The organism is Mesobacillus jeotgali, from assembly GCF_002874535.1.
GTDB lineage: Bacteria > Bacillota > Bacilli > Bacillales > Cytobacillaceae > Mesobacillus > Mesobacillus jeotgali.
Genome location: NZ_CP025025.1, coordinates 1,538,043 through 1,554,770, shown reverse-complemented (window position 1 = coordinate 1,554,770; position 16,728 = coordinate 1,538,043). Strand labels below are relative to the sequence as shown.

Here is a 16,728-nt window from a genome sequence, read left to right as displayed (position 1 = left end):
CAGCACCTCCGGCCTCAAATATAATTCATGATTGATTGAGCGATGTTTTCTACATTCGCTACCTCATCAACCATGTTCGTTGCAATTGCTGCTTTCGGCATCCCGAAAACGATTGATGTATCCTGCGATTCGGCAATCGCTTTAACTATGCCATTTTTCTTCATTTCAACAAGTCCTTTGGAACCATCTGACCCCATTCCGGTCATGATGACAGCAATTTTTGAGTAGTTCTTAATTGTACTGATGGACTCGAACATCACATCAACGGAAGGACGATGGCCATTTCGCGGCGGAGATAAGCTAAGGCTGACTGCCAGCGTTGCTCCTAAACTCTTAATCTCCAGATGAAATCCACCTGGAGCTATATATGCCGTCCCTTTTTGTAAAAGCTCTCCATCTTCCGCTTCCTTTACTTTGATCTGGCTTAAGGAATCCAGTCGATTGGCAAGGGACTTTGTAAAACCTGGCGGCATATGCTGGACGACAAGTACAGGTACATCTATATCTTTTGGCAATGAAGTTATAACCTGCTGCAATGCCCGAGGGCCCCCGGTTGATGTGCCTATGCAGACAATCTTTTTGGATTCGCGGGTAAATCCCCTGGTTGTTACACGCCCAGCTACCTTTAACTCTGAATCTATTGAACTGTTCTGTTTCTTCCCAACTGATTTGGAGTCTTCCAGAAAGTTTATTTTGGTTAAGTTAGCTTTACTGGCGGATAAAACTTTCTTGATTAACTCCGTTTTGATTTTATGTAAATCAATTGAAATGGAACCTGATGGCTTTGCCACAAAATCTACAGCTCCCGCTTGAATCGCCTGCAGAGTCGTGTCTGCGCCTTCTTTCGTGGTGCTTGAAAGCATAACAACCGGAAGCGGCTGTTCTTTCATAATCGTCTTCAAGACTTCTAACCCGTTTAATTTCGGCATTTCGACATCAAGTGTTATGACATCAGGACGTAATTCCCGCCATTTTTTAATGGCATCCTCTCCGTTTCGAGCCGTGCCAATAACATCAATTTCTGGATGTTCTGATAGAAAGTCGTTGATCAGCTTACGCATGAAAGCCGAATCATCTACGATGAGAACTCTGATTTTTGCCACTCGACCACTACCTTTCGAAAAGGAATTGCTTCAATCTTGCTGTAAAACTCCTCTTATCTCTCTTTTCGGCATTGTAGCTCTCTTTATTGATATATTTTTCGATAATCGCTGCCATTCCTTTAGAAGCTTGTGACCTTTCATTGAACATTGTAAAAGGGATTTGGCGTTTCACGGCTTCCTGAACTGTTTTATCATCTGGCAGTATCCCTAGCTTGGTAGGCGTCCTGCCCAAAAATTTCACAAGAACATCCTCGAGCCTTGCCATCGTGTCATTGCCCTCCTTTGCAGAACCCGCCCTGTTAACCACTAAATAGAAAGGCAATTCTGAATCTGCAAGATGGATGAACTTCATAGTGGCGTATGCATCCATCAATGAAGTTGGTTCAGTCGTAGTGATTACGAATATTTCGTTTACAGATAGCAGGATTGATAATGTTTCTTCGTTCAATCCGGCTCCCATATCAAAAATAAGATAATCATACTTCCTTAGTACTTCACTTAAGCTGGAAGTAAAATATTCGACGCTATCACGGTCCATCCTGACCAACTGGCTTAATCCTGTACCACCTGAAATATACTCGACGCCGTGCGGACCCTGAAAAATAACTTCCTCCATCGAGGATTTGCCTGAAAGGAAATCGGCAATGGAGAGCGAAGAATTTTTACCCATTAAAATCTCGATATTCCCCATTCCTATATCAAGATCAAACAGCAATACCTTGAAGCCCTTTTTGGCAAGAGAAATTGAGAAGTTAAGTGAGAAATTCGATTTGCCGACTCCCCCCTTACCGCTGACCACTGCAAGTGTTTTCGCTTCCTTCGCTGGAGTATCCATTTTAAGACGGTTTCTTAATTTTTCTGCCTGGTCATTCATAGGTGCTTGCTCCAAGGATAGTTTTTGCAATCATTTCAGGATTTGCCTCGATCAGGTCATCTGGCACATCTTGTCCATTGGTCAAATAGGCAATTCCAGTCGAGAACTTTATTGCCATATTAAGCATCGACCCGTAAACCGCCGTTTCATCCAATTTAGTAAAAATGAATTGATCAATATGAATCAGTGAAAATTGCTTGCGTATTTCTTCCATATCTTTTTGTTTCGCAGTCAAAGCGAGGACAAGGTAGGTTTCCATATCCTTACCAAAATCAATCACATTTTTCAAATCGTTTACATATTTTTGATTTCTGAAATTCCGTCCAGCTGTATCAATAAAGACAAGGTCATACTCAGCGAATTTATCTGTTGCAGCCTTGAAATCATCCAGATTGTAGCAAACCTCGATTGGGACATCGAGGATTTTGGCATATGTTTTCAACTGCTCAATTGCCGCAATTCGATAGGTGTCTGTCGTAATAAAAGCCACCTTCTTCTGATGCTTCAATACACATTCAGCAGCAACCTTTGCCAGCGTTGTCGTTTTCCCTACTCCAGTCGGTCCAATGACATTGACGAACTTCTTTTTAAATGAAACACCTTCAAAAGAAAGTGGAGAAAGCCTGTGTCCAACAGCTGTGCCAATCCATTCATTGATTTCCTCATCACTTGCTTTAGCTCCGCCGAGGTACCACTTTTCAAGAAGGACTGCAGCCAATTCATCAATGATCTCATGGTCTACTTCCTGATCTCTCAAGTATTGGATTTGTCTGCTCACTGGTTCTGGCAAAGAGACCCCTTCGGATTTCCCCGTTCCCTTTAACAATTCCTTAAGCTGAGATATTTCTTTTAAAAGATCCTTGTCGGCTTTTCGAGGTGTTTCCGTTATAGGGTTCATCCTTACAGTTTGTGTGTCTTTTTTTAATTCGCCATCGTTCACGGACGGCTTAAATTTATTTGGCTTATCCATACTGGCAGGTTTTGGATTCACTTCAGTGTCTGGGTCAATGGCGGCAATTACCTCAATGCTATTTTTCTTAAAAAAGCCCATGAACCCTCCTGTCTGGACGACACGAGAGTTCAGGATTACTGCATCACTTCCCAATTCCCCTCTGACTAATTTCATTGCTTCCGGCATGGATGAAGCTGTATACTTTTTTACTTTCATTCTACATTCACCACTCCGACACTTTGGACTTCAACATTTGCTTCAAGTTCGTTATAAGACAATACAGGAATTTGCGCAAAATACCTTTCAGTTAACTGGCGTACATACATCCTGACCGCAGGTGAGCATAAAATAATCGGTGTTTGTTCCATTATGCTCAATTGCTCAACCTGGTTTGCCACCGATTCCAAAATCCCTTGAGAAACTGCCGGGTCAAGAGATAAGTAGTTTCCGTGCTCTGTTTGCTGGACACCTTCTGCAATTACCTTTTCCACTCGTCCTGATAGTGTAATCACCTTTAAGGTTTCTCCATTTCGCGAATACTGGTTCGTGATTTGCCTAGCAAGCGCCTGCCGCACGTATTCAGCAAGGATATCTGTATCTGTTGTTACTTTTCCGTAATCAGCAAGAGTTTCGAAGATAATCGGCAGATTCCTGATTGATACATTCTCCTTAAGCAGCTTTCCAAGTACTTTTTGAATTTCACCAACTGATAATGGATTAGGTGTTGCTTCCTCGACAAGGATCGGGTAGCTTTCACGAAGGTGATCGATCAGTTGCTTCGTTTCCTGTCTTCCCAGCAGTTCATGTGCATTAGCCTTGATCACTTCAGTAATATGGGTCGACACAACTGAAGGCGGATCGACAACGGTGTATCCGAAGATTTCAGCCTGTTCCTTCATTTCTTCCGTGATCCATTTAGCAGGCAAACCGAAGCTTGGTTCGATTGTATCGATTCCTTCAATAGAATCATCATCAATACCAGGACTCATTGCCAGATAATGATCTAGGAGTAATTCTCCCCTTGCCATTTCGTTCCCTTTGATTTTTAGTCTGTATTCATTAGGCTGGAGCTGAATATTGTCCCGGATCCTGACCACGGGAATGACCAGTCCAAGCTCAATGGCCAGCTGCCTTCTTATCATGACAATCCGGTCAAGTAGGTCTCCTCCCTGATTAGCGTCTGCAAGCGGGATCAACCCATAGCCGAATTCAAACTCAATCGGATCAACATTTAATAGATTTACAACACTTTCAGGACTCTTCATCTCATCCATCTGAATGTCTTCTTCCATTTCCTGCAATTGCTGTTTATCCGGCTCTGGAATACGGGAGAAAGAGTAGCCGCCAAAAGCCATCAGTGCCGCGATTGGAATTGTGAGCATATCGTGGATTGGCGTAAAAAACCCTAACAGGAAAATCGTTGCTGCTCCGACATACAGCATTTTAGGATAAGCAAGTAACTGTGAGGTAATATCAATTCCAAGATTACCGTCAGACGCAGCACGTGTAACCACTATACCCGTCGCTGTCGAAATAAGCAGTGCCGGAATTTGACTGACAATCCCATCTCCTACTGTCAATAGCGAGAATTTTTGTGCTGAATCTCCAATGCTTAACCCTAATTGAGTCATGCCGATGACAATCCCGAAGATCAAGTTGATTAGAACGATGATGATCCCCGCTATCGCATCTCCTTTTACGAATTTACTCGCACCGTCCATCGCGCCGTAAAAATCGGCTTCACGGCTTACTTTTTCCCGTCGTTCTCGCGCCTGCTGTTCAGAAATCATCCCGGCATTCAAATCAGCATCAATACTCATTTGCTTACCTGGCATCGCATCAAGTGTAAACCTTGCTGCAACCTCTGACACACGCTCTGAACCTTTCGTGATGACGATGAATTGGATAATGATCAAGATCAGGAACACGACCATCCCGACAACAACATTCCCCCCGACAACGAAGGTCCCGAAGGTTTCAACCACCCCTCCGGCTTCACCTTTTGACAGAATTGAACGTGTTGTCGATACATTCAAGCCAAGCCTGAATAAAGTTAACAACAGCAGCAGTGAAGGAAAAACAGAAAACTGGAGCGGCTCGGTCATATTCATTGTGTTCAATAGCACCAGAAGTGCAATTGAGATGTTTACCATGATTAGTACACTTAATAGCCATGGCGGAAAAGGAATGATCAACATGGCTACGATTAATATGACACTAAGCAGGACGGACAGGTCTCTTGCTGACATAGTACTTCTCTCCTAAACACTGCATACCTAAGAATTACAGCACTTTATTTTTTGTTTGATACACATAGGCCAGGATTTCTGCCACCGCTTTGAAAAATTCCTCGGGAATGGCATCCCCGATTTCAGCCTGGCTGTATAAAGCCCTTGCCAGAGGACGGTTCTCGACAGAAATAATATCATTTTCCTTGGCAATCAATTTAATCTTCTGTGCAACAAAATCGACACCTTTTGCTACAACAATCGGAGCATCGGACTTCTGTTCGTCATACTTTAACGCAATCGCAAAATGGGTCGGGTTTGTTATGACCACATCCGCTTTTGGGACTTCTTGCATCATCCGCCGCATTGCCATCTCTCTTTGCTTCTGCTTGATTTTCGACTTGATCAGAGGATCACCTTCGATATTTTTATACTCATCTTTCAAGTCTTGCTTTGACATACGGATACTTTTCTCATAATCATATTTTTGGTAAAGATAATCCAATAATGATAAAAATAGCAATGCTCCGGAAGCAAAAAGGCCCATTTGGAGCGTCAGCCCGGCAATAGTTGCCAATGCAGCACCCACACTCTTATTAGCGAGGAGAAGTACCTCGTCCAACCGCAACCACAGAACTGAGAAAGCAATCACTCCTACAAAAGTGATTTTGAGGATCGATTTTAGCAATTCAACGATAGCCCTCATGGAAAAGATTCTCTTGAAGCCGCTGATCGGATTAATTTTTTCAAGTTTCATTTGTATTGCTTCCGTAGAAAACATATAGCCAACTTGAATGTAATTGGCAGCCACCCCTGCGATCAACGCAACAATCATGACCGGGCCGAGGAAAATGATCAGTTCACCCAAAATTTCAATTACAATGGATTCCATGTTGTTTGCTGTCAAATCCATTAACATATAGTTTTGCAAGGAATGGCGAAGAACTCCGATAAGTCTCTCCATCATCACACTGCCAAAAAACATCAAAAACAAAAACACAGCAAGGAGGACAATAGCTGTATTGACATCCTGGCTTTTGGCAACCTGTCCCTTTTTCCGTGCGTCCTGCCTCTTTTTAGGAGTCGCTTTTTCTGTCTTCTCTCCCGCAAAAAATTGCAGGTCTAACCTTATAAATTCCATTTAAGCTCCTCCGATCAATTCCATCAATCCTCTCATTGTCGCAAGAGTGGTGGAAAATAGATCCGTTATAACCATTATCAGCACGCCCATTACCGCAATAAGTACGAGAAAGCTGACAGCAATTTTAACAGGCAGTCCGACAACGAATATATTCAATTGCGGGACGGTCCTCGCTACAATTCCCAGTGCAACATCAACCAGGAATAAGCTGCCGACAACCGGCAAGGACATTTGGAAGGCAATAATGAACATTTTGTTAAAAGCCAGGATGATGAATTCTGCAATATTCTCATTTCCGAACGGAATCATCACCTGATCGATCGGGATAAAATCATAGCTGTAAAATATTCCATCCATCAACAAATGATGGCCATTGACTGTCAGCAGAAACAAAAGAGCGATCGTATATAAATATTGTCCCATCAGCGGACTCTGCGCTCCAGTCTGTGGGTCGATGACATTCGCAATCGCAAACCCCATCTGAAAATCAATGAATCCCCCTGCTATCTGGATGGCAGCCATCATTAACGCAGCAATGAAGCCTATGAATAATCCAACCATTGCTTCCTTGATGACCAGCATGAAATACGTGCTATCTACTGCGATTTCTGGAGCACCTATTGCAGTGAACATGATGATGGAAAGCATGAATCCAAGCCCTACTTTATGTGATGCAGGTATCGTCCGATATGAAAATAAAGGCATCATCAAGAAAAAGGACGTCACCCTTACAAAAACCAGCAGGAATGCCGGAAACGATGGAATAAAATCTAGCATCTCATCAGCCTACAAACCTTGTAAGATTTGAAAATATTTCACTCGCATAGCTCAGCATATAACTTAACATCCACGGACCAAAGAAAACGACTCCGACAAGGACGGCCACAATCTTTGGAACAAAAGCCAGTGTCTGTTCCTGGATTTGCGTTGTTGCCTGAAAAATACTGACAATCAAACCAACTACCAGCGCTAAAATCAGCAAAGGCCCTGAAATCATTAATACTGTATAAATTCCTCGTTCAGCTATCGAAATAACCGCTTCTGAAGTCATTTTCATTCACCTGCTTAAAAACTTTGTAATAACGATTTCACGACTAAATACCATCCGTCTACCATGACAAAAAGCAAAATTTTAAATGGAAGTGAAATCATGACTGGCGGCAGCATCATCATACCCATCGACATAAGGACACTTGCCACTACCATATCAATCACCAGAAAAGGGATGAAAATCATGAACCCGATTTGGAAAGCGGTTTTGATTTCACTGATAGCAAATGCCGGGACAAGAGCTGTCAGAGGGATATCCTGAATGGATTCAGGCGTGTCAGCCTTTGAATATTCAAGGAATAATGCTAAATCCTTCTGCCTCGTATGAGCACTCATGAACTCCTTGAAAGGGATAGATGCCCTCTCATAGGCTTGCTCCAAATTGATTTCTTCATTGAATAAAGGCGTCAGTGCCTGTTCATTCACTTCATGGAAAGTTGGTGCCATGATGAAGAATGACAGGAACATCGCAAGCCCGACCAACACTTGGTTGGGCGGCATTTGCTGTGTTGCAAGCGCCGTTCTGACAAAGGAAAGAACGATGATGATCCTTGTAAAACTTGTCATTAAAATTAAGATGCCTGGCGCAATAGAAAGTACAGTCAGCAGGAGCATCAGCTTTACGGATGTCGATACACTCTCAGGAGTACTGCTGTTGAAAAACTCCATAAACTCATTCATCTTTTTCTGACCCTTTCTTTTGTATCTCCTCAAGCATTTTCTTTCTTCCGCTCGCCATATCACTCAGTTGATTCTTCAGTAACGCGGAAAATTCTGAACGCTGATTGCCGCCATCTTTCTTCGTTCTTTTAAGCAACTTTGTCACAATATCGCTTGGCTGTACAAGCTGCTCCATTTTATTGTTATATTCCTGAATGACTTGGCTGTACTCTTCCGGGTCGTCTATTTCTTTTAATAGCTGTATATTTTCTCCCACTCCAACGATGAGCAGCTTATTGCCCGCTTTAACGATCTGGACCGACCTGTTAGCGCCAAGGCTTGTGCCTCCAAGGTTCTCTACAAGCTGCGAGCTTTTATATACAATACTCTTTTTATTGATGAATTTAAGGAGAAAGTAAATTAATGCTGCCACAAACGCGGTAGCAAGGATCATCCTGACGAAATCAAGGAAACTGACCCCTACCTGGGATTTTTTATCGTCTGATATGTTTGTTGTATTATCTGCCTGTTCATCATCACACGATTGATCTTTCAAACAATCCTTCACACTTTTATTTAGCTGCTCTGCGTTCGCCAAGCCAATCGGACTGAACAGAGCAGCTAATAGGAAAAGAATTGTCGAGGCAGTTCGGATTAATCTTAACAATTGCCGCACCCTCTAAATGATAAAAGTTCACTAAGCCAATGTTTTTGAAATCGCTTCGATAACGCGGTCTGCCTGGAAAGGTTTCACGATGAAATCTTTAGCACCAGCCTGGATTGCATCGATGACCATCGCTTGCTGGCCCATTGCTGAACACATGATGACCTTTGCGTTCGGGTTGATTTTTTTGATTTCTTTTAAGGAAGTGATGCCATCCATTTCTGGCATTGTAATATCCATTGTCACAAGGTCAGGCTGGAATTCTTTATATTTTTCAAGTGCCTGTGCACCGTCAGCTGCCTCTGCGACGACTTCGAAGCCGTTTTTTGTCAAAATATCCTTAATCATCATTCTCATGAAAGCCGCATCGTCTACGACTAAAATCTTGTTTGCCATTGGAATTCCCCCTGTAGATTATTTCAATTTTTTAATGCGATCACTCTGGCTGATTATATCCGTAACACGGACTCCAAAATTCTCATCAATAACAACTACTTCACCCTGTGCAATCAGGCGATTATTGACAAGAATATCGACTGGTTCTCCAGCTAGTTTGTCTAGTTCGATGATTGAACCCGATCCCAATTCGAGGATGTCTCTAACCGAACGTTTCGTTCTGCCCAGTTCAACTGTGACCTGCAGCGGAATATCAAGCAGCATATCCAGGTTCTTTGTCTCGGCCTGCTGTACCTGTACTGTATCAAAACTTGAGAATACAGCGGGTTGAACCGTTGGCTGTGCGCCTGGCATCACATTGCCTATATGCTGTGGTGCCGATTGCATTGGCTGAGAATAGCCATGTCCTTGTGGAAATCCCTGATTAGCTGGCTGCTGATTATAAATTTGCTCTTGATGGCCCTGATACACCGGCTGCTGGACTTGCTGATATTGAGCGTAGTCCTGATGTTCTTGACTTGCATTTGAATTATTTATATCCACCTGATTATTTTGCGGCATAATTGGTGCCTGCGTTTCAGGTACTGGTGCTTGCGACGGTGAACCACCGGGATTCAATAATTCATCAACCAGACTTTTTGCGAAAGTGACTGGCAAAAGCTGCATAATATTTGAATCTATTAAATTGCCAATTTTTAACGAGAAGGACACTTTCACCAAAATATCATCTTCTGGAATCGATTCAGTGCCTTCACCTTCAACGACATTCAACAGGTTTATATTTGGAGGTGAAATATCGACTCTCTTACTGAACACTGTCGACATCGAAGTTGCTGCAGAACCCATCATCTGGTTCATTGCCTCTTGTACGGCACTCAGCTGGATTTCATCAAGTAATTCCCTTGGGTTCAATCCATCGCCTCCAAGCATTAAATCGGCGATAATCGCTGCATCATTTTGCTGGATAACAAGCATATTGCTGCCGGTAAACCCTTCTGTGTAATAAACCTGTACGGCCACATAAGGATCTGGAAACTCATCTTCAAGTTTTGACTTGTGCACAACTGTAACCGTAGGGGTATTAATTTCCACCTTCTGGTTCAATAAAGTTGATAGTGCGGTAGCTGAACTGCCAAATGATATATTCCCTATTTCTCCTAACGCATCTCTTTCCATAAAAGAAAAATAGTCATCTACATTAATGGTATTTTCTGTTTCTTCTGCCTCATCAGAGGTTCCTCTAAGAAGCGCATCAATTTCATCTTGAGATAACATGTCATCGCTCACCATCATCGTCTCCCCCCTTAAATGTATCAAACACTTGAATGGCTAACTTTTTGTTAATTTTCCCTGGCTGTCCTACAAATTTAGGGATCTCTCCGACTTTTATCAGTAATGGTTTATCAATCTGCTGATTCAATTCAATCACGTCGCCGATCTCAAGCATTAAAAAGTCCTGGATCGATATTTCAGATGAACCAATTTCAGCTGTAATTGAAACATCAGCTTTCTGGATTTCACTTTGCAATACTGAATTTTCGATAGGCAAGCTTTGTTTCTTATCGGATTGCATCCAATACTTAACTGATAATTTAGGGATGATCGGTTCCAGAACTACATGCGGGATGCATATATTGATCATTCCGCTGGCTTCTCCAATCGTAGTGTTCAGCGAAATCACCACGACGGTTTCATTCGGCGAAACCATTTGCAAAAATTGTGGATTTATCTCAAACTCTGATAGCTGCGGATCGATCTCTGAAATAGAACCCCATGCCTCCCTAAAGTTTTCAAAAGCTTTCTCAAACATATTTGACATGATCCTGGTTTCGATCTCTGTCAAGCTATCGACTTTATTATGGCTTGTCCCTTTTCCTCCAAGCAGCCTGTCCATCATCGCGTATGCAATATTCGGATTAACCTCCATCAGGATTCTGCCTTCCAGAGGTTCTACATCAAATACATTCAAGATTGTCATCTTGGGAATGGAGCGGATGAATTCCTCATAAGGAATCTGATCGGCTGACGCGACACTAATATTGACATACGTCCTTAACTGAGCTGAGAAAAAGGTCGTCAATAGCCGGGCAAAGTTTTCATGAATTCGGGTAAGGCTGCGGATCTGGTCTTTCGAGAAACGCAAAGCTCTTCTAAAATCATATACTTTAACCCTTTTTTCTACTTGTTCTTTCTTTAATTCATCCGCATCCATTTCTCCTGTTGATAAAGCGGATAACAAAGCATCTATTTCGCTTTGCGATAATACCTCTCCCGACATTCTCTTCACCTCCATGTGATTACGGTTATTTAATTCATTCTGCTATTGGAGGAGAGAACCTGTTATGTAGACCTTTTTGATTTTTCCATCAAGCATCAGGTCATTCAGCTTTGCTTTGAGGGTTTCTTCAAGGTTCATCTTGCCTTCCTTGCCTTGCAGCTCTTCCGCCTTTTTCTCGGACAATTCATAAATAATCAGGTTTTTAACCTGAAAATCTCTCTTTTGCAACTCTTCTTTTGCTTTTTTGCCGTCTGTTTCAATTTTAAAAGAAATCTTAATAAAATCATTTGATGCCAAATTCGTTGTTACCTCAGGGATGTCCACCGAAGCTTCCAGTACCTCATCGATGCTCGGTTCTTTTTTTTCATCCTCAGCCGTAAGCTTCATAACCGCCACAACTGCTATAGTCCCTACTAGCAATATGGCTACCAGCATGACCGACATAATCATTACCAGTTTATTATTCTTCATGATTCTGTTCCTCCAACACTCGCCCTCCAAGAAGGCCGACACTCTGATAAAATTCCTGGATTAATTTGCTCACTTCATCTTCACTTTCCCTTACGACATACTTTCGCCCATTGGTTAATGTAATCGTTGTGTCCGGAAAAGCTTCAACCACTTCGATAAATAATGAATTAATTCTAAATGATTTACCGTTTAATTTAGTTACTTTAATCACATTAATTCACAGGGGCTAAAAGGATTACCCTTTCAGCCCTGCTCCTCTCCTAGTCTATCGTTTTAGGTTTACGAGCTCCTGGAGGATTTCATCAGATGTTGTAATGATTCTGGTATTCGCCTGGAAACCACGCTGAGCCGTGATCATTTCAGTAAACTCTTCTGAAAGGTCTACATTGGACATTTCAAGAGCTCCTGCCGCAATGGAACCCCTGCCTTCACCAGGAACATTAATATTGGCTGTACCAGAGTTGACTGACTCCTGGAAAGTGTTATTTCCGATTTTCGAAAGGCCAGATGGATTGCTGAATTTTGCAAGCGCTAATTGGCCAAGAGTGAGTACTAACCCATTGGAGAAAACCCCGTTGATTTCTCCAGAAGAACCAATGTTGAAACTCTCCAAAGCACCCTGGGTATTTCCGTCAGGATAAGCGTTGGCGTCCATGCTGCCGCCTTCCTTGGTTAAATCTTTGATTGGCATGAGAACAGTTAGGTCCTTGGCACCATTACTGCCATCATTAACCTTTAGAGTAATGGATAAGTCTGCTGGCGGATTTGTTGGATCAAAATCAGGTATTGTGATTGTTCGCTCTACAAGATTTGCGTTTGGATTGTTAGGATCAACTGTGATTGATTTATCAGTAAAGGCTAACTTCCAAGATCCTGAAGAAGCATCCACAGGGGAGATTTTTAAATCAATTACATGCTCAATACCATCATCATCCACTACCTTGATTTGCTGAAGTAATTCTGAATTGCCCTTCGCGTCCTTTGGAAGGTTACCCTTCATTACTAATTCAGTCGTCTGCTTAGCTGGCAAAAGCGCATTGACGTTAACAGTTATATCTTCTAACTGACCGATTTGATTATAGGATTGCACCTTAAACCCTTCACCAGTAACCAATGTCCCATTATCATCCAGATAAAAGTTTCCTGCACGTGTATACATCTGGGACTGTCCCTGTTTCACAACAAAATAGCCATCTCCTGAAATCGCCAGGTCAAGAGCGCGTCCTGTTGTTTGCAAGCTTGATTGAGTATCAATCAAGTCGATGCTGGCAATGGTAGAACCAAGTCCAACCTGCATTGGGTTCTTGCCGCCCTTATTTTCGGTAGCAGCACTTGCGCCCGAGATTGTTTGATTCATAGTGTCCTTAAAAGTAACACGGCCCTTTTTGAAGCCGTATGTATTTACATTGGCAATATTGTTTCCGATTACATCAAGTTTTGTTTGGAAGTTTTTCATCCCACTGATTCCTGAGTACATTGAACGAAGCATTTTATTGAACTCCTTTCGATTTGGGGGCTGCTTCAATCGGTCCACAGCCCAGGCCTCCGTAAAGGTCCAGCCTATTCATTTTAATTTTCCATAACGATGGTTCCATTTATATTGGTGAATATTTGTTCCGCTGCTTCTTGCCTTCCCATTGCGGTAATGACAGTGTTGTTTTTTGCACTGACAATCAGTGCCGCATCCTTTAGCAGAACGAGTGAATCACTCACGCCCTTGGCCTTAGCCTGACTTACTTTTTCCTCAATTCTGTTCCAGCGCTCCTGGGAAATGTTAATTCCCCTTTGCTCCAGCCGTTCAGTTGCATGCTTACTTATTGTTAGTCCATTCTTTGATTGGATAACACTTTGCAATTGCAAGGAAAAAGATGTTTGTGTTAATTTGTTGGCTTTTACAGGTTTATGGTGTGTCCTGTTAACAGGCAGTGAATGAATTGGATGAAAGTTTGTTTTATCCATTACATCACTTCCTTACGTTATTGAATTTTGGTTATCTGTGAAGAAATGATGCTTGTATTATTCTCATCATCTAGTAAATAGGATGTTTTGCCATTCTTGAATGAAACAGAAAGGACATTAGCTGATTTTTCTTGTTTATTTTCATCAAGATAGGTAATTGTTTTCCCAATCAGCATACTCGCCTGCAACATATGATTTTCACTTGATAACTCATTGATTTGGGAAATATTCGCCGGTTCCAGAATCGTGCCATCCTCAAGCACAAAAGAAACGGTGTCTTCTTTGAACTGCACAGAGGCAACCTTCCCATTTCCCTGTTGAACGGTTTCCTCGCCATTTACTGTTTCAATCTTATGCCATGTAATCTCCTTGCCCACAAACTGGCTATAGGAAATCATCTTATTTTGCTGTTCAGCCTGTACAAATCGATCGATTGACTTCCCCATATTCGTGATTTGCTCAAGAGTCGAAAATGTTGCCATTTGGGCAATAAAATCTTTATCCTGCATCGGATTCAAAGGATCTTGATTCTGAAGCTGGGTCATCAGGATTTTCAAGAAATCATCTTTCCCAAGAATATCTGAACCAGCTTTCCTGTCCTTTTGAAGATTCGACAGCAGATAAGAAGAATTAATACTATTCACCATTGTCTATCTCCTATACTTCAGTATTTAGCAGTGCTTCTTCGAAGGAAAGGTTAAAATCGCCTTTTTCTTCTTTCTTTTCCTGCTTCCCTCTGTCAGGCTGCCTCTCATGCTGCTGAGAATCTCTATTCAGGAATCGCTCTTGCTGGGCCTGCTGCTGAGTCACTTCAATTCTTTCTACTGAAAGGTTTTGTGCCGCAAAGGCCTGTTTGAGACCATTAATCTGTGATTCCAGCGTTTCCTTCGCCTTCCCGGAAGTAGTTATGATTCGCGCCATCATCGTTTGATCCTTTTGGAAAAGCTCTATACGGATGCTCCCAAGATGCTCAGGGAATAATTTTATGAATAGTTTTTGAGTTCCCCCACTATTCATGAAATGGGATTTCGAAAGAATCGATTCAAATTGCTTCATTAATTGTTCAGGTGAAACCGGCCTTTCAGGACTATTCATTGTTAACATTAATTGCTCAGCTTTTGTCATCTGTGGAAGATAAGCAACAGTTCCTGCTGGACCGTCCGTCTTTAATCCCGAGCTACTCTCTGGTAATGATATTTTTCTTGAGTTTGCAAGGTTTAGATCACTCGCTAACTGGGTAAATCTCTTTTGTAAATAATCCGCATGAGGATTTTGTTTACTCGTATCTAAAAGATTCTTTAATTCCTCACCAAGATTCTTCAGAGATTCTTTAACAGGATCAGAGCTTTTATATTCGTTCCCATCAGCATATCTAGTCATTAATTCCAAAAGCTTTAATGCCTTTAATGTCTGCAAATCGTTTTCTTCTAGTTTTGCGAGTAATTGATTTCCATTTTGATTCGCGATTCCTGTTATTATAGCCGCTAAGGATGACAAGAGCTCATCTTCAGAGGCACTCTCGATATCATTTTCACTGTTACCGGTCCATTTCTGGATAAAAAGCTTCAAATCTTCTTTGTTTATACCAAAATGCGCCAGCGCCTTAGTTAATAGATTTCCAGAGTCTGAATTCAATAGATCCAGCAACTTCATTCCATCTTCCAAGTCTAAAAGATCATTTATATTGATCATTTCTGCCAAGGCACCCAGACTTTCAAGGTTTTCACCCTGCGCAGTTTGAGTTGATAGTATTGACTCTGCTTTTCCGGATAAGACTGTTGACATTAACCCGGCAAAGCTTGCCTCTGCCCCCACATTTCCAGACAGTTTCTGTTTTCCCGCAGCAATTGTATTAAAAAATCCAAGACCCCCAATTTCCATTTTTTCACCTCCTCTCAGATTCTCGTCAGCTAATTTCCGTTAGTTTCATTCGTCAATATCTCTGTATACTTTGCTGCTTCTTCGGCAGGCAGCTTTTCCATTATGGCAGCAAGTGATTCTGGCTTTATGTTTGTAAGAATCTTCACTGCTTCCTCGGTATCCATTTTAGAAATAATCGGAGCAGCACTCTTTGCTGACATCGTTTCATAGGTTTTGACGATTTCCCGGAAAGCTCGCTTGTTTTCCTCCTGGATCGCGGTTAATTCCTCTATTTGTGCTTGCAGCTGTGCTTTTTCTAGTTCCATTCGTTTTAGCTGTGTATCCTTGCTATCGATTTTAGACTGCAGTTGATCCATTTTTGCTTCGCGGTCTTTAATTTCTGCTTCAAGGCTGATGATATCTTTTTCAAATTCTTCAATGGATAGCGGCTTTTCTTCCTTTACAAACTGGGATATGAAGGGTACTTTCCCGCCTATGTCTTTCGCTGTATCGAAAATATTGATCCCTAGAATCGAAAGCGCAACCAAAGCAATAACAATCGCAAACAAGGTTGGAATTGCTATCACATATAAAAACCATTGGAGCTTGTTACCATCCTGATTTTCTTTTTCCTCCACGCTGATCACCTAATTTCCCGGTTCATATATTGCTGAATCGAGACTTCATCCATCATCCTGCTTTCTGCATACTTTTCATCTGCCAGAAATTGAAGATGGTCTTTCTCTTTGATTTTTTCGTACTTTTTTACTTCCTGATTTTTCTCCATCAATTGAACTTGTTGATAATTCATGATGTTTCTCGCATTCATCACGACTTTCTGATAGTGGGCAATCGATTTTTCAAGATTACCGATAAACTGTTGATGGTGTCGTATTTCCTGGACCGGCAAACCATCTAGAAGCCGGTCTGATTGAAAGCTCTCAAGATCTTCTTTTTTCTTCAGAAGATGATAGAGTCTGTCAGCCACCTCTTCGAACTTTTTTACTGAATCCTGGTATACGACTTGTGCTTCGTCCACTTCTCTCGACTTGAGTGAAAGGATCTTATCAAACTTGAATTGATACCGCATTG

20 protein-coding genes are annotated in these 16,728 nt (G+C 41.8%); all 20 read right to left on the bottom strand.

Going from position 1 to position 16,728, the window contains the following annotated elements; translation table 11 throughout:
* Positions 1 to 14: 14 nt before the first annotated feature.
* Positions 15 to 1,103, bottom strand: a complete 1,089-nt coding sequence (locus tag CD004_RS07630; protein ID WP_102262207.1) for a protein-glutamate methylesterase/protein-glutamine glutaminase — start codon at positions 1,101 to 1,103, stop codon at positions 15 to 17.
* A gap of 7 nt (positions 1,104 to 1,110) precedes the next feature.
* Positions 1,111 to 1,977 carry a MinD/ParA family protein gene (locus CD004_RS07625; RefSeq protein WP_102262206.1) on the bottom strand — a complete coding sequence of 289 codons (867 nt, stop codon included), beginning with the start codon at positions 1,975 to 1,977 and terminating at the stop codon, positions 1,111 to 1,113.
* Positions 1,970 to 3,145, bottom strand: coding sequence for a flagellar biosynthesis GTPase FlhF (gene flhF / locus CD004_RS07620; RefSeq protein ID WP_102262205.1), 1,176 nt, complete (start codon positions 3,143 to 3,145; stop codon positions 1,970 to 1,972). The genes CD004_RS07625 and flhF overlap by 8 nt, the downstream gene beginning before the upstream one ends.
* Entirely contained in the window at positions 3,142 to 5,178 is a 2,037-nt protein-coding gene (gene flhA, locus CD004_RS07615; RefSeq protein ID WP_102262204.1) for a flagellar biosynthesis protein FlhA, read from the bottom strand. Before flhA ends, flhF begins: the two co-directional genes overlap by 4 nt.
* Before the next feature lie 34 nt (positions 5,179 to 5,212).
* Positions 5,213 to 6,298: a flagellar biosynthesis protein FlhB gene (gene flhB, locus CD004_RS07610; RefSeq protein WP_102262203.1), complete on the bottom strand. Its 1,086-nt coding sequence runs from the start codon at positions 6,296 to 6,298 to the stop codon at positions 5,213 to 5,215.
* Complete coding sequence (fliR, locus tag CD004_RS07605) at positions 6,299 to 7,075, bottom strand: flagellar biosynthetic protein FliR (protein ID WP_102262202.1); 777 nt, start codon at positions 7,073 to 7,075, stop codon at positions 6,299 to 6,301.
* 4 nt (positions 7,076 to 7,079) lie between these two features.
* Positions 7,080 to 7,349, bottom strand: coding sequence for a flagellar biosynthesis protein FliQ (gene fliQ, locus CD004_RS07600; RefSeq protein ID WP_023614879.1), 270 nt, complete (start codon positions 7,347 to 7,349; stop codon positions 7,080 to 7,082).
* Between the two features lie 14 nt (positions 7,350 to 7,363).
* Positions 7,364 to 8,029 carry a flagellar type III secretion system pore protein FliP gene (gene fliP, locus CD004_RS07595; RefSeq protein ID WP_102262201.1) on the bottom strand — a complete coding sequence of 222 codons (666 nt, stop codon included), beginning with the start codon at positions 8,027 to 8,029 and terminating at the stop codon, positions 7,364 to 7,366.
* Entirely contained in the window at positions 8,022 to 8,684 is a 663-nt protein-coding gene (locus tag CD004_RS07590) for a flagellar biosynthetic protein FliO (protein WP_404809819.1), read from the bottom strand. The genes fliP and CD004_RS07590 overlap by 8 nt, the downstream gene beginning before the upstream one ends.
* A 21-nt stretch (positions 8,685 to 8,705) precedes the next feature.
* A complete protein-coding gene (locus CD004_RS07585; protein ID WP_023614882.1) occupies positions 8,706 to 9,068 on the bottom strand; it encodes a response regulator in 363 nt (120 codons plus the stop codon).
* An 18-nt stretch (positions 9,069 to 9,086) separates the two neighbouring features.
* Positions 9,087 to 10,358: a flagellar motor switch phosphatase FliY gene (gene fliY / locus CD004_RS07580; protein ID WP_102265027.1), complete on the bottom strand. Its 1,272-nt coding sequence runs from the start codon at positions 10,356 to 10,358 to the stop codon at positions 9,087 to 9,089.
* Positions 10,345 to 11,346 carry a flagellar motor switch protein FliM gene (fliM, locus tag CD004_RS07575; RefSeq protein ID WP_102262200.1) on the bottom strand — a complete coding sequence of 334 codons (1,002 nt, stop codon included), beginning with the start codon at positions 11,344 to 11,346 and terminating at the stop codon, positions 10,345 to 10,347. Before fliM ends, fliY begins: the two co-directional genes overlap by 14 nt.
* A 42-nt stretch (positions 11,347 to 11,388) precedes the next feature.
* Positions 11,389 to 11,817 (bottom strand): flagellar basal body-associated protein FliL, encoded by a 429-nt coding sequence (gene fliL, locus CD004_RS07570; RefSeq protein ID WP_102262199.1) that lies wholly within the window; start codon positions 11,815 to 11,817, stop codon positions 11,389 to 11,391.
* Entirely contained in the window at positions 11,807 to 12,028 is a 222-nt protein-coding gene (locus tag CD004_RS07565; RefSeq protein WP_041967243.1) for a flagellar FlbD family protein, read from the bottom strand. Before CD004_RS07565 ends, fliL begins: the two co-directional genes overlap by 11 nt.
* Positions 12,029 to 12,082: 54 nt before the next feature.
* Positions 12,083 to 13,306, bottom strand: coding sequence for a flagellar hook protein FlgE (locus tag CD004_RS07560; RefSeq protein ID WP_102262198.1), 1,224 nt, complete (start codon positions 13,304 to 13,306; stop codon positions 12,083 to 12,085).
* An 80-nt stretch (positions 13,307 to 13,386) separates the two neighbouring features.
* Positions 13,387 to 13,776, bottom strand: coding sequence for a TIGR02530 family flagellar biosynthesis protein (locus CD004_RS07555; RefSeq protein ID WP_102262197.1), 390 nt, complete (start codon positions 13,774 to 13,776; stop codon positions 13,387 to 13,389).
* Positions 13,777 to 13,793: 17 nt separating this feature from the next.
* Positions 13,794 to 14,423: a flagellar hook assembly protein FlgD gene (flgD, locus tag CD004_RS07550; RefSeq protein WP_102262196.1), complete on the bottom strand. Its 630-nt coding sequence runs from the start codon at positions 14,421 to 14,423 to the stop codon at positions 13,794 to 13,796.
* Positions 14,424 to 14,433: 10 nt separating this feature from the next.
* Positions 14,434 to 15,657, bottom strand: coding sequence for a flagellar hook-length control protein FliK (locus CD004_RS07545; protein WP_102262195.1), 1,224 nt, complete (start codon positions 15,655 to 15,657; stop codon positions 14,434 to 14,436).
* A 29-nt stretch (positions 15,658 to 15,686) separates the two neighbouring features.
* Entirely contained in the window at positions 15,687 to 16,274 is a 588-nt protein-coding gene (locus CD004_RS07540) for a MotE family protein (RefSeq protein ID WP_233434957.1), read from the bottom strand.
* Between the two features lie 5 nt (positions 16,275 to 16,279).
* Positions 16,280 to 16,726, bottom strand: coding sequence for a flagellar export protein FliJ (gene fliJ / locus CD004_RS07535; RefSeq protein ID WP_102262193.1), 447 nt, complete (start codon positions 16,724 to 16,726; stop codon positions 16,280 to 16,282).
* Between the last annotated feature and the right edge of the window lie 2 nt (positions 16,727 to 16,728).